The 12450-nt window shown below is 72.2% G+C and carries 14 protein-coding genes, 1 tRNA gene and 1 pseudogene; 4 read left to right on the top strand and 12 right to left on the bottom strand.

Annotated elements, in window-relative coordinates:
- The coding region (locus JKV81_RS00695; RefSeq protein ID WP_202074714.1) for an MFS transporter at positions 1-508 on the bottom strand (508 nt) is incomplete at its 3' end.
- Between the two features lie 116 nt (positions 509-624).
- Complete coding sequence (locus JKV81_RS00690) at positions 625-1269, bottom strand: TetR family transcriptional regulator (RefSeq protein ID WP_129264679.1); 645 nt, start codon at positions 1267-1269, stop codon at positions 625-627.
- A gap of 395 nt (positions 1270-1664) precedes the next feature.
- Between JKV81_RS00690 and JKV81_RS00685 the strand changes: the two genes are divergently transcribed.
- Positions 1665-2471: a hypothetical protein gene (locus JKV81_RS00685; protein WP_236054841.1), complete on the top strand. Its 807-nt coding sequence runs from the start codon at positions 1665-1667 to the stop codon at positions 2469-2471.
- 71 nt (positions 2472-2542) lie between these two features.
- On the opposite strand, the gene JKV81_RS00680 is transcribed toward JKV81_RS00685, so the two are convergent.
- The 4 genes from JKV81_RS00680 to JKV81_RS00665 all read right to left on the bottom strand — a co-directional run bounded on the left by JKV81_RS00680 (position 2543) and on the right by JKV81_RS00665 (position 4237).
- Positions 2543-2627, bottom strand: a tRNA-Ser gene (locus JKV81_RS00680).
- A gap of 79 nt (positions 2628-2706) precedes the next feature.
- Positions 2707-3135, bottom strand: a complete 429-nt coding sequence (gene tadA, locus JKV81_RS00675) for a tRNA adenosine(34) deaminase TadA (protein ID WP_129267061.1) — start codon at positions 3133-3135, stop codon at positions 2707-2709.
- An 81-nt stretch (positions 3136-3216) separates the two neighbouring features.
- The gene (locus tag JKV81_RS00670) at positions 3217-3783 is read right to left on the bottom strand and encodes a tRNA adenosine deaminase-associated protein (RefSeq protein ID WP_129267062.1); all 567 of its coding nucleotides are present in this window, start codon (positions 3781-3783) and stop codon (positions 3217-3219) included.
- 217 nt (positions 3784-4000) lie between these two features.
- Positions 4001-4237, bottom strand: coding sequence for a hypothetical protein (locus JKV81_RS00665; RefSeq protein ID WP_202472620.1), 237 nt, complete (start codon positions 4235-4237; stop codon positions 4001-4003).
- Between the two features lie 115 nt (positions 4238-4352).
- Here JKV81_RS00665 and upp point away from each other — a divergent pair, with 115 nt between their 5' ends.
- Positions 4353-4988 (top strand): uracil phosphoribosyltransferase, encoded by a 636-nt coding sequence (gene upp, locus JKV81_RS00660; RefSeq protein ID WP_099173162.1) that lies wholly within the window; start codon positions 4353-4355, stop codon positions 4986-4988.
- 94 nt (positions 4989-5082) lie between these two features.
- Here the strand turns inward: upp and JKV81_RS00655 are convergent, their stop codons facing one another.
- From JKV81_RS00655 to JKV81_RS00630, 6 genes and pseudogenes are all read right to left on the bottom strand, one after another.
- Positions 5083-5679: a LytR C-terminal domain-containing protein gene (locus JKV81_RS00655; protein ID WP_129267063.1), complete on the bottom strand. Its 597-nt coding sequence runs from the start codon at positions 5677-5679 to the stop codon at positions 5083-5085.
- 141 nt (positions 5680-5820) lie between these two features.
- Complete coding sequence (locus JKV81_RS00650) at positions 5821-6117, bottom strand: type II toxin-antitoxin system VapB family antitoxin (protein WP_099173160.1); 297 nt, start codon at positions 6115-6117, stop codon at positions 5821-5823.
- A gap of 137 nt (positions 6118-6254) precedes the next feature.
- Positions 6255-7775 carry a M28 family metallopeptidase gene (locus tag JKV81_RS00645; RefSeq protein WP_202074712.1) on the bottom strand — a complete coding sequence of 507 codons (1521 nt, stop codon included), beginning with the start codon at positions 7773-7775 and terminating at the stop codon, positions 6255-6257.
- Positions 7776-7835: 60 nt separating this feature from the next.
- Positions 7836-8444, bottom strand: a complete 609-nt coding sequence (locus tag JKV81_RS00640) for an HhH-GPD-type base excision DNA repair protein (RefSeq protein WP_202074711.1) — start codon at positions 8442-8444, stop codon at positions 7836-7838.
- Between the two features lie 62 nt (positions 8445-8506).
- Positions 8507-9795, bottom strand: a pseudogene (locus JKV81_RS00635) (RNA polymerase sigma factor).
- Positions 9796-9805: 10 nt separating this feature from the next.
- Positions 9806-10231: a YciI family protein gene (locus JKV81_RS00630; protein WP_129264683.1), complete on the bottom strand. Its 426-nt coding sequence runs from the start codon at positions 10229-10231 to the stop codon at positions 9806-9808.
- A 185-nt stretch (positions 10232-10416) separates the two neighbouring features.
- Between JKV81_RS00630 and cbiE the strand changes: the two genes are divergently transcribed.
- Positions 10417-11688 (top strand): precorrin-6y C5,15-methyltransferase (decarboxylating) subunit CbiE, encoded by a 1272-nt coding sequence (gene cbiE, locus JKV81_RS00625; RefSeq protein WP_202074710.1) that lies wholly within the window; start codon positions 10417-10419, stop codon positions 11686-11688.
- Positions 11685-12434: a precorrin-4 C(11)-methyltransferase gene (gene cobM, locus JKV81_RS00620; RefSeq protein ID WP_129264685.1), complete on the top strand. Its 750-nt coding sequence runs from the start codon at positions 11685-11687 to the stop codon at positions 12432-12434. Before cbiE ends, cobM begins: the two co-directional genes overlap by 4 nt.
- Positions 12435-12450: the final 16 nt, after the last annotated feature.

Below are 12450 nucleotides of genomic sequence, written 5' to 3'. Positions count from 1 at the left end.
CGATGAAGAAGCACCAGCGCCAGCCGAGCCACGAGGTGTCCACCAGGACACCGCCGATCAGCGGACCGGCGACCGTGCCGACGGCGAAGACCGCGCCGAAGATGCCCGCGTACTTGCCGAGCCGGCGCGGCGGGATGATCGCGGCCATCACGATCTGGGCCAGTGCCGTCAGACCACCGGCGCCGATGCCCTGGATGACACGGCTGATGATCAGGGTGACGACGTCCTGCGAGAAGCCGGCCACCAGGGACCCGACCACGAACAGCCCGAGCGAGAGCTGGAGCAGCAGCTTCTGGTTGAAGAGGTCGGCCAGCTTGCCCCACAGCGGCACCGTGGCCGTCATGGCGAGCAGCTCGGAGGTCACGACCCAGGTGTACGAGGACTGGCTCGCCCCGAGGTCGGCGATGATCCGGGGCAGGGCGTTGGCGACGACCGTACCCGCGAGGATGGCGACGAACATGCCCGCCATCAGGCCGGACATCGCCTGGAGTATCTGACGGTTGGACATGGAGGTGGGCGCCTGCTCAGGCGCCTCGACTGCGGTCACGGTGTCCTTCTTCGGTACGTACGGAGGAAGATCGGGGTCGGTGGGGTGCGGGCCGGGGCCGCCGGCTGCGGTCCGGGCTACGCCGGGGGCCGCGGCAGGCCCTGCGCCAGCTGGGCGAAGGCGTCCTGGAAGGCGTCGGCGAGCACGACCTCGCCGGGGTGCTCGCACCAGTGCTCGATGGCGACCCGCAGGGCGGTGTGGGCGACGGCGGCGAGGAGCCGGGGAAAGATCCCGGCGTCGGACGGGCCGTCCGAGGGCCGGGACGCGTCGAGCCAGTCGGTGACGGCGACGGCGAGGGCCCGCTCGTCCGCCACATGTGCTTTCAGCCCGTGCTGGATGAGATGGGGTGACCTCTGGAGCACCTTGGACTGGAGGGCCCACAGCTCCTGGCGCCCCTCGAATCCGTCGAGTTCGGTGACCAGGGCGTCGCGTACGACGTCGAGCGGGTGCCGGTCGGCGGGGGCGCTGCGTACGGACTCCCTGATCCGCTCGCCCACCTCGTCGTCGACCAGCACGAACGCGTCGTCGTGGCTCGGGAAGTAGTTGAAGAACGTCCTGGGCGAGACGCCGGCGGCCTCGCTGATGGCCTCGACGGTGACGTTCTCGGCCCCGTGCTCGGCGGCGAGCCGGACGGCCGCCTCGGCGATGGCCCTGCGGGTCGCCTGTTTCTTGCGCTCCCGCAGCCCGGGCACGGAGTTCGTCGTCTTCGGCACAACGTGCATAGTAGGCAAAGATGCAGAACGTGCAAAATTATTTGCGGAGGAGTTCGCCGGTCCGGCGGGCGGGGCCGGCGGACGGGGGCGGTGGGCGAGGCTGCGGACGCGGCGGTGGACCGGGCGGTGGGGCAACCACCCCGAATGGGCCTCCCGTTACTCCGCGAGAACTCACGGCCCGGCGGGCCCGTCACCCCGTGACTGGGCGCTGATTACCGCTGCCGCGACCACGGTTCGGCACGGAGCGTGACGATCGGCCCGAACTACCCGTTGCAGGATGGCTGCTTGTGCCCCCATATGGTGATTGCGCCGTCACCCGCAGTTATGTGCGGGGGTGTACGTCGCGTCGGTCGGGCATCCCGGCGCTCGCCAAGGTGCCCTTCAACTACGTGGAAGGACTGAGTGTGAGCACTCGCTTTGGCACGGCCCGGTCTAAGGCCCTCGCGTTCACGGCAGTGGCGGCGATCGTCGCCTCGGTATTCTCCGGATCGGCCTCCGCCGTCGCGGAGGGCAGCGGCGGGGACAACGGCGGCGACCACGCCCGCGGCGTGGACCACTGGGGCGTGATCACCCGCAACACGATCGGCTCCCCCGTCGCCGATCTGAGGAACGGCCCGTTCGGCTCGTACGGCGTGACGGGCCCCGCCGCCCGGCCGCCCTACGGCCGGGGCAGCCTGGGCATCGAGGTGGCGGACAACTCCACCACGCTGAGCCCTCCCAGCGAGAAGGTCGACTTCGGCAACGAGGTCGACTTCTACGGCGACCCGGTGCAGGGCCTGCGGAAGGTCGGGTTCCACGTCTTCCAGACCGGGGAGAACGTGGCCTACGGAGGCGCCGAGAACATGCCCAACATCAGGTTCGAGATCGACCCGAACCTGACCGCGCTCCCCTCCGACAACTACTCCACCCTGGTGTGGGTGCCGGACGCCGCCCCGGTGACGAACCGCTGGAGCGGATACATCGACGCCACCTCCACCGGCTACTGGTACCTCACGGGCAACGAGGTCCCCGCCTGCAACCAGGCCGCCGAGTGCACCCTCGCGGAGATCAAGGACGCCCTCGACGACGGCGGTACGGGAGCGACCATCTACTCGGCCGCGGTGGGCAAGGGCCGTGACCACATGTGGATCGGTGCCGTGGACGGCCTGCGCATCAACCAGAACATCTACGACTTCGAGACCAGCGGCGTCAGGACGCTCCGGGCCGGCTGATCCTGGGCGGCCACAAGGGGCGAAACGCAGTGAAGGGACCGGCCCTTACGGGTCGGTCCCTTCATCCTCTGCGGTAGCGGTGGGATTTGAACCCACGGTGAGTTTCCCCACACTCGCTTTCGAGGCGAGCTCCTTCGGCCGCTCGGACACGCTACCGAGAGAGAGCTTAGACCATTCCCTGCCCTGGTCAGAAATCCGATTCCCGCCGAGGGGCCGAAGCCCCCGCCGGACGGCCTCAGCGCTCCCGGAAGAACGCCGTGAGCAGGCCCGCGCAGCGGTCCTCCAGGACGCCGTGGATCACCTCGGGGCGGTGGTTGAGCCTGCGGTCGCGTACGACGTCCCAGAGCGAGCCGACGGCTCCGGCCTTCTCGTCCCGCGCTCCGTAGACCACCCGGGCGACCCGGGACTGCACGAGCGCGCCCGCGCACATCGTGCAGGGCTCCAGTGTGACGACCAGCGTGCAGCCGGTCAGCCGCCAGGAGCCGAGCGCGGCGGCGGCGCGGCGCAGTGCCAGGACCTCGGCGTGCGCCGTCGGGTCGTCGGTCGCCTCGCGCTCGTTGCGACCGGTGGCGAGCAGGGCGCCGTCCGGGCCCAGGACAACGGCGCCGACCGGCACTTCGCCGGCCGACGCCGCCTGCGCGGCCTCGTCCAGGGCATGGCGCATGGGTGCCTGCCACGGGTCCCGTACGGGATCGGGGGGAGGCGGTGAGGAGGGTGTGGGTGGTGGTGCGTTCACCCGCGGACCCTAACGGACTGCCTCCAGGACCTCGGCCGCTCCCAGTGCGTCCGCGATCTCCACCAGCGCGTCGGTGCGCAGGGTCAGCAGATCCTTCTCGGACAGGCCGAGATCGGCGAGGATCCCGAGTTCTCCGAGCGGCCCCGCCGGTACGGCGTCGGGGTCGTGGTCCAGGTCGGGTTCGGTGGCGGCGGCATCGACGTCACCTGCCCCGGCTTCTTCGGGCTCGCCGTCCTCCGTACCGTCGAGGTCCACGAGCTCCTCGAGTGCGGCGATCTCGTCGTCGGCCCCGGGTTCGCGGCCGAGCAGTTCGTCGGTGAGCAGGATCTCCCCGTACGAGGAGCGGGCGGCGGACGACGCGTCCGAGACGTAGATACGGGGGTCCTCCTCACCGTCCACCCGGACGACGCCGAACCAGGCGTCCTCCTGCTCGATGTAGACCAGGACCGTGTCCTCGTCCACCGAGGCCTCACGGGCCAGATCCGTCAGGTCGGACAGGGTTTCCACATCGTCGAGCTCTGTATCGCTCGCTTCCCACCCGTCTTCGGTGCGCGCGAGCAGTGCGGCGAAGTACACCGTGACTCTCCCACTGGTCATAGGTGAATCGGTCCGACGGGAGGGCAGACGGTCATCCGGCTGCTCTGGGCCCCGCCCAATCGGCATCGTGGCAGAAACGAGCGCGATGCGAGACCTCTTCGACCGTTGCGTCGGCCATCAGTTATCCGGAGTACATGTCCGCCGAGGGTGATCCGGCGGCTTCCGCGGGGCGGTCCGGCCGCGTCGGGAACCGCCCTCACCAGCGGAACGTACGCATCCGCATCTGTTGGCGCATACGGGCGGCGCGGGCGCGCCGCGGCTGGACCCGGTCGCGCAGCTGCTTCGCCTCGTGGAGCTCGCGGAGGAACTGCGCCCTGCGCCTCCGGCGCGCCGCTTCACTCTCCTGCGCGTCCGGCACGTCCTCCGGCGCGTCGGGAAGGCCGCGCGCGTCGCGTCCGGCCTGCCGCTGATTCCGCTGCTCCCCGTCGGGCAATCGACACACCACCCCAAGCCTGGGTCCGTTGCTCCCCACCTTCCCTCCGAACAGGTGCTTGATGCCAGTGCGGACTGGCGAGAAGCGCGTCCGGGGCCCGGTTACTGTTGACGGCATGCGGATCCACGTCGTCGACCACCCGCTGGTGGCGCACAAACTGACCACGCTGCGCGACAAGCGCACCGACTCCCCGACCTTCCGGCGGCTCGCCGACGAGCTGGTCACCCTCCTCGCGTACGAGGCCACCAGGGATGTGCGGACCGAGCAGGTCGACATCGAGACCCCGGTGACGCCCACGACGGGTGTGCGGCTGTCGCACCCGCGCCCCCTGGTCGTCCCGATCCTGCGCGCCGGTCTCGGCATGCTGGACGGCATGGTGCGGCTGCTCCCGACGGCCGAGGTCGGCTTCCTTGGCATGATCCGCAACGAGGAGACGCTCCAGGCGGAGACGTACGCCACGCGGATGCCCGAGGACCTCTCCGGCCGTCAGGTCTACGTCCTGGACCCGATGCTGGCCACCGGCGGCACGCTCGTCGCGGCCATCCGGGAGCTGATCAAGCGCGGCGCCGACGACGTGACCGCGGTCGTGCTGCTCGCGGCGCCCGAGGGCGTCGAGGTGATGGAGCGCGAGCTGGCGGGCACACCCGTCACCGTGGTCACCGCCTCGGTCGACGAGCGGCTGAACGAGAACGGCTACATCGTGCCGGGGCTCGGCGACGCCGGTGACCGGATGTACGGCACCGCCGGCTGACGCACGGCACCGCCGGGCGGCCCGGAGGCCGGGCCCTGCGGCCCGGTCCGGCCGCCCCGGGCCTCGGCCGGCGCCTCAGGCCTCGGCCGGCGCCTCAGCAGGAGGACGGCGCCGGGGACGGCTTGGTCAGGGCCGTGAGGGCCGTCGCCGCCGCCGCGGGCGTGCTGAACGCCTTGAACTTCGTACCGATGATCAGATCGACGTCCGCCGTGCTGCGGGTGTCGGTCTTCTGTGCGGCACCCGGCAGCTGTGTGGCGAGCACGGGGAACGAGCCGTTCATGGCCGTCGGGCCGCCGAGCAGCATGCCGGTGCCCGGCACCTTCTTGTCGTAGGCGGCCGGGGCGTTGTCCACCTTGCCGATGGTGAAGCCGCGCTTCTTGAGCTCGTCCGCCGCGGCCTTGGCCAGCCCGCTGCGGGGCGTGGCGTTGTAGATGTTGACCTTGATGGCGGCCGGCTTCGGGAGCACCTTCGCTGCCGTCGAGGCGCTCGGGGTGGGGCAGGCCTTCGGGCGGTCGGCGGCGCTGGCCTGTTTGTCGCCGCCGGTGAAGACGTCGACGATCTGGAGCGTGCCCCAACCGGCCAGGCCGAGGGCCACCAGGGCGGCGCCCGCCGAGAGGACCAGTTTGCGGCGATGACGGGGGCGGCGCATGCGGGGGTAGGTGTTACCCGTGATGCGGTACTTTCCGCCCATGCCGGGAGGGGTCAGCATGCTCATGGCCGCAGCGTAGTGCGACCTGGTGATGATGCCTACTAAACGATCAACCTATGGCACCCGTACGAGCATAAAAGCACCCGAAAGGCCCGAAATGCTCCATGGGTGGGAGTGGCGGGTTCAGCCCAGTTCGAGCACGCGTGCGTGCAGCACCTGGCGCTGCTGCAGGGCGGCTCGTACGGCACGGTGCAGCCCGTCCTCGAGGTAGAGGTCGCCCTGCCACTTCACGACGTGGGCGAACAGGTCGCCGTAGAACGTGGAGTCCTCGGCGAGCAGGGTCTCGAGGTCCAGCTGGCCCTTGGTGGTCACCAGCTGGTCCAGGCGGACCGGACGCGGCGCGACATCCGCCCACTGTCGGGTAGTTTCCCGGCCGTGGTCGGGATATGGCCGCCCATTTCCGATGCGCTTGAAGATCACACGGAAAGCCTACCGGGCGAGGGCCTCCGGGCGCAGCCAGGGAACACGACTGCGATGCGGGTCGAAACGGGATGAAATACCCCAGACAGGCACACCGTCTGTGATGTTTGTGAGGCGCGCTTGTGAGCGTGCCCCGGTTACTCGGTGACGCCGTGGCCCTGCCCCGTGCGGGAGTCCCCGCCGTCGCGCGCCTCGCCGGTGGCGGACGCGGAGGGGACGGGGCGGGTGAGGGAGCCCAGATCGTGGGCGTAGGTGCCCACGGCGTGGGCGATCACGTCGATGTTGGTCTCGAAGTGGTCCATGTCGATGTTGTCCAGGTCGTCGCAGGCCGCGTGGTAGCAGGGGTCGTAGGCGACGCCCGCCGTTCCGCCGTACGTCTCGGCCTGCGCGGCCGTCTTGATGCCCTCGGCGCCCGTGTCCGTACCGCCGGCCGGGATGCCGGCCTCGATGAACGGCCCGTAGTCGGAGCGCCCGCTGAAGTCCGTGCCGGTGTGCGGCTTGCCCCGGCCGTCCAGGAACGCGTTGATGTCCCGCTCCAGCTGGGCCGATCCCTCGGGGCCTGGGCCGGCGCCCGTCTTGTCGGAGTCGTCGCCGTCGAAGACGAACTGCGCGCCGTTGGGTGAGGCGATCATGTCGAAGTTGAGGTAGAGCGCGATCTGTTCGCGCTGGGCGTCGGAGAGTTCCGCGACGTACGCCTCCGAGCCCAGCAGGCCGTTCTCCTCCGCCGACCACCAGGCGAACCGCACCTTGTTGGCGGGCGTCCGGTGCGAACCGGCCAGTTCCAGGGCGACTTCGAGGAGGCCCGCGGAGCCGGACCCGTTGTCGTTGATGCCGGGACCGTCGGTGACCGAGTCGAGGTGGGCGCCGAGCATGACGGTCTTCGCTGCGTTCCCGCCGGGGGTCTCGGCGACGACGTTGCGGGTGACCCGCTCCTCGCGGAACTCGCGGATCTCCAGGGAGACCTTCACCTCGCCCTTCGCCACCTCCGCGACGAGCTTCTCGCCCTCGGCCCGGGTGACTCCGCCGGTGGGGATCTTCCCGGACCCGGCGTCGCCCAGGGTGCCGGAGAGGGCTCCCTCGGTGTTGTTGTAGATCACCGCGCCGACCGCCCCGGCCTTCGCGGCCGCCGCCTGCTTCTCGGCGAAGGAGCAGCCGCCCCGTTCGATCAGGGCGATCTTCCCGGTGAATCCGTCCGCCGCGTAGTCGGACGCCTCGCAGCCCGTGGTGGCGTCGGTGGGGACGGTGGCGAGGGCCGCCGTGATGCCGCCCTCCTCGGTGGAGGCGGTGTACGTCATGGCCCTGATGGTGATGGAGCGGGCCGTGGGGGAGACCACGGAGAGCTTCTCGGCGAGCGTCTCCGTGTAGACGAAGTCGAACGCCTGGTAGCCGACCCGGTACCCGGCCTTCCGGAGCAGCCGGTGGACGTAGGCGGCGGAGGCGTCGTACCCGGCCGAGCCGGCCGCGCGGTGGCCGTCCGCCTCGTCGGCGAGGGCCTGGAACCGCTCCAGGTGCCGGTACGCGTCCTCGGCCGACGCGCGGTCGACCAGCCGCCGCGCGAGGTCGTCGGCGTCGTCGGTGGGGCCGGCGGCGAGGAGGAGCGGGGTGGCCAGGGCGGCGGCGGCCGCCACCGCCGTGGCTCTGCGACGTGGTGCGCGCACGGGAGTCCTTCCGGTGGGGAGGTGAACGTCATGGGGCCGTTCCGGGGTGGAGGGGCGCCGTCAGACGGACCGGCCCGCCCTGGCCGCCGCCTTGGCCCGCTGCTTGAACGCCCGCACCTCGGCGAGCGACTCGGGGCCGGTGATGTCGGCCACCGAGCGGTGCGAGCCCTCGTCGCCGTACGCCCCGGCGGCCTCCCGCCAGCCCGTCGGGCGTACGTCGAACTGCTTGCCCAGCAGCGCGAGGAAGATCTGGGCCTTCTGGGTGCCGAAGCCGGGCAGCGCGTTGAGGCGTTTCAGCAGCTCGGCCCCGGTGGCGGCGTCCGACCAGACCGCCTCGGGCCGCCCGTCGTACTCGTCCACCAGGTACTGGCAGAGCTGCTGCACCCGCTTGGCCATGGAGCCCGGATAGCGGTGCAGGGCCGGTTTCGTGGTGAACAGCTCGGTGAAGGCGTCCGGGTCGTACGCGGCGATCTCCCGGGCGTCCAGATCGTCCGATCCCATGCGCCGGGCCAGCGTGAACGGGCCGGTGAACGCCCATTCCATCGGCACCTGCTGGTCCAGCAGCATGCCGACGAGGGCGGCCAGCGGACTGCGGCCCAGCAGCTCGTCCGCCTCGGGTTCCTGGGCGATCCGCACGGTGCGGGCCTTGCCGTTGTCGCTCTTGGTCATGTCTTCGATGATCGCCAGAGTGTGCGGGATCGGCGACTCGGTGGGGGGCGTGCGGGCGCCCGCTACCCGGTGCTCCCGTCGGCCGGCGGCGGCAGCCGGGCCGCCCGCAGCCGCAGATAGCGGGCCTCGGGTGTGCTGAGCGTGTGGTCCGCCGCCCGCCGGTAGGCGGCGCGGGCCGCCTCGTGGTCCCCGGCCTTCTCCAGCAGATGGGCTCGTACGGCGTCGAGCCGCTGGTGGCCCGCCAGCCGGCCCTCCACGGCCGCCACGGCCGCGAGACCGGCCCGGGGGCCCTGGACCATGGCGAGCGCCACCGCCCGGCTGAGCTCCGCCATCGGCTCCGGGGTGCGGTGCACGAGGAGGTCGTACAGGGCGAGGATCTGCGGCCAGTCGGTGTCCTCGGCGCGGCGGGCCTCGTCGTGGAGCGCCGCGATCGCCGCCTGGAGCTGGTACGCCCCGGCGGGTCCTTCGGAGAGCGCCTCCTCCACCAGGGCGGTGCCCTCGTCGACGGCGGCCCTGTCCCAGAGGGTGCGGTCCTGCTCGTCGAGCGGGACCAGTTCGCCGTGCGGTCCTGTGCGGGCGGCGCTGCGGGCCTCGGTGAGCACCATCAGGGCCAGCAGCCCCGTCACCCGTCCGTCCCGGGGGAGCAGCCCGCGCACGGCACGGGTCAGCCGGATCACCTCCCGGGCCAGGTCGGCGCGGTGCAGATCGCTGCCGGACGAGGCGGTGTAGCCCTCGTTGAAGGTCAGGTAGAGCACCTGGAGCACCGCCGCGAGCCGGAGGTCGCGGTCGGCGGGCCCCGGCTGCCGGAACGGCACACCCCGCACCTTCTGCTTGGCCCGGCTGATCCTCCCCCATAGCCTGAAGGGCATGGGGGGACCCCCATGGCCATCGTCGCCTCGGGCACCAGATGGGCCCGGGCGATCTCGGCCGTCGTCAGGCCGCCGACCGCGCGCGGGGTCAGCGCGATCTGGGCGGCGGGGGACAGCTCGGGGTGGCAGCGGAGGAAGAGCAGGGTGAGGGTGTCGTCGGCGGAGGGCGCCCGGCTCTCCCCGTTCGGCGGGGCCGTGAACGCGTCGCGGGGCGTGAGCGCGGCGGCCTTCTCCTCGCGCCGCCGCCGTGCGGAGCCGTGGCGCAGCTGGTCCGTCAGCCGCCTGGACGCGGTCCTGATGAGCCAGCCGCGCGGATTCTCCGGCAGTCCCCGGACGGGCCACTGCCGGTACGCGGCGAGCATCGCCTCCTGCACGGCGTCCTCCGCCGTGTCGAAGTGGCCGTAGCGGCGGACGAGCGCGCCGAGGACCTGCGGCGCGTGGTGGCGCAGCAGGTTCTCGATCCCGGTCGGTCCGGCGTTCACACGGCTCCTCTCAGCCGGCGGCCCCCTGCGGGTCGCTCGCCGCGTCCATCGGCCTGATCAGCACCGGGTAGACGGGCGCTCCCTCGGGCTGCGGACACTGTCCGACGCGTGCGGCGATCTCGGTGACCCTCTCCAGGCTCTCGCAGTCGAGCACCCAGAACCCGGCGAGCTGCTCCTTGGTCTCCCCGTACGGGCCGTCCGTGACGACCGGCCTGCCGTCCGCGCCCGGCAGCACCGCGCGCGTCCGGGCGGGATCGGCCAGGCCCTGGGCGTCGATCATCTCGCCGGATTCGGCCAGGTCGTTGTTGACCCCTTCCATGAAGGCGAACATCTTCCGCATGTCCTCCTCGCTCCAGGCGGGGCTCCCGGGCGAGGGCTTGCCGTTCATGGCGTCGTAGTCGGCCTGCGTGGCCAGAACCATCACGAGGTACTTCATGGTGTCGCTCCTCGGTTCTCGGTTCGCCGCCCGGTGTGGGCGACTCTCACAGGGGACGTCGAAGCCGGCGACCGGTTCTCGACACCACGCGGGAGGTTTTTCCGGAATCACTCCGCCGCACGGGCCCGGGAGCGGTCCCCGTAGAGTTCGGCTGCGTCCGTCCCACCGACCCCGAGGTACCGGCTGTGTCACCCGTGTCACCCCCGCCCGCCGTCCCGGCGCCCGTGTCCGCCGTGAGTGTCGTGGGCATCGGTGCCGACGGCTGGCCGGGCCTGCCGGAGAGCGCCCGCGCGGTGCTCCGGGACGCGGAGGTCCTGATCGGCGGTGAGCGCCAGCTGGGCCTGCTCCCGCCGGACTGCGGTGGCCTGCGGGTGACCTGGCCCTCGCCCCTGCGGCCCGCCGTGCGCGGGCTGCTCGCCGCGCACGCCGGGAGCAGGACCGCCGTGCTCGCCAGCGGCGACCCCATGTTCTACGGCATCGGCCGGGCCCTCACCGAGGAGCTGGGCGCCGGGGCCCTCCGGGTGCTGCCGCACCCGTCCTCCGTGTCGTACGCCTGTGCCCGGCTCGGCTGGCCGGTGGAGGACACCGGGACCGTCACCCTCGTCGGCCGGCCCACGGCACGGCTGGCCGCAGCGTTGCACGACGGGCGCCGGCTGCTGGTGCTCTCCGCCGACGCCACCACACCCGCCGCCGTGGCCGCCCTGCTGCGGGAGCGGGGCTTCGGGCCCAGCCGGATGCGGGTGCTCGAACAGCTCGGGTCACCGGCCGAGGACTGCCTGGACGGCACCGCCGACACCTGGGAGCACCCGCCGGGGGACCCGCTCAACGTCATCGCCGTGGACTGCCGGAGCACCCCGGACGCCCTGCGCCTCGGAGCCGTGCCCGGGCTCCCGGACGAGGCGTACGAGCACGACGGCCAGCTCACCAAGCGCCATGTCAGGGCCGCCACGCTCGGGGTGCTCGCGCCCGCCCCCGGTGAGCTCCTGTGGGACATCGGCGGCGGCTCGGGATCGATCGCGGCGGAGTGGATGCGGACCCACCCCTCCTGCCGCGCCGTCACCGTGGAACGCGACCCGGTACGGGCGGCGCGCATCGCCCGTAACGCGGACCGGCTCGGCGTCCCCGGGCTGCACGTGGTCACCGGCCGCGCCCCGGACGCCCTGGCCGGACTCCCCGTACCCGACGCCGTGTTCATCGGCGGCGGGCTGACCGCTCCGGGACTGCTCGATGCCTGCTGGGACGCGCTCCCCCCGGGCGGCCGGCTGGTCGCCAACACGGTGACGATGGAGTCGGAGGCGCTGCTCGCCGAGTGGTACCGCCGGTTCGGCGGTGACCTGGTCCGGCTCGCGGTGGCCCATGCCGTGCCCGTCGGCGGGTTCACCGGCTGGCGCCAGGCCATGCCCGTCACCCAGTGGTCCGTACAGAAAACCCCGCACGCTCCAGGAGACGACAGATGACCGTGTACTTCATCGGCGCGGGCCCCGGCGCCGCCGACCTGATCACGGTGCGCGGCGCCCGTGTCCTCGCCGCCAGCCCGGTCTGCCTGTACGCGGGCAGCCTCGTCCCGCGCGAACTGCTCGCCGAATGCCCGGCGGACGCCCGGCTCGTGGACACGGCGCTGCTCGACATCGACCAGATCACCGCCGAGCTGGTGCGGGCCCACCAGGAGGGCCATGACGTGGCCCGGCTGCACTCGGGCGACCCGTCGGTCTTCAGCGCCGTCAACGAGCAGATGCGGCGCCTCGACGAGGCGGGTGTTCCGTACGAGGTGGTGCCCGGCGTCCCCGCGTTCGCCGCCGCCGCTGCGGCGCTCAAGCGGGAGCTGACCGTGCCCACGGTCGGCCAGACCGTCATCCTCACCCGGATCGCCCAGCGGGCCACCGCGATGCCCGAGGGCGAGGACCTGGCCACGCTGGGCCGCAGCGGCGCGCTGATCGTGCTGCACCTCGCGGCGCGGTACGTGGACCGGGTCGTCGACGAGCTGCTGCCGCACTACGGCGCGGACTGCCCCACCGCCGTGGTCGCCATGGCCTCGCGCCCGGACGAGATCATCCTGCGCGGCACGCTGGACTCCATCGCGGAGCAGGTGAAGGAGGCCGGGGTGATCCGGACCGCCGTGATCATGGTCGGCCGGACGCTGGGCGCGGAGCAGTTCCGCGACAGCCACCTCTACTCCCCGGCCCGGGACCGCCACACCTGCTGACGGAGCGGCGGGGCGC

It is taken from the genome of Streptomyces silvae (assembly GCF_016745505.1).
Taxonomy (GTDB): domain Bacteria; phylum Actinomycetota; class Actinomycetes; order Streptomycetales; family Streptomycetaceae; genus Streptomyces; species Streptomyces silvae.
The sequence above is the reverse complement of the archived record's forward strand: the minus strand, read 5'-3'. Positions and strand labels throughout refer to the sequence as shown.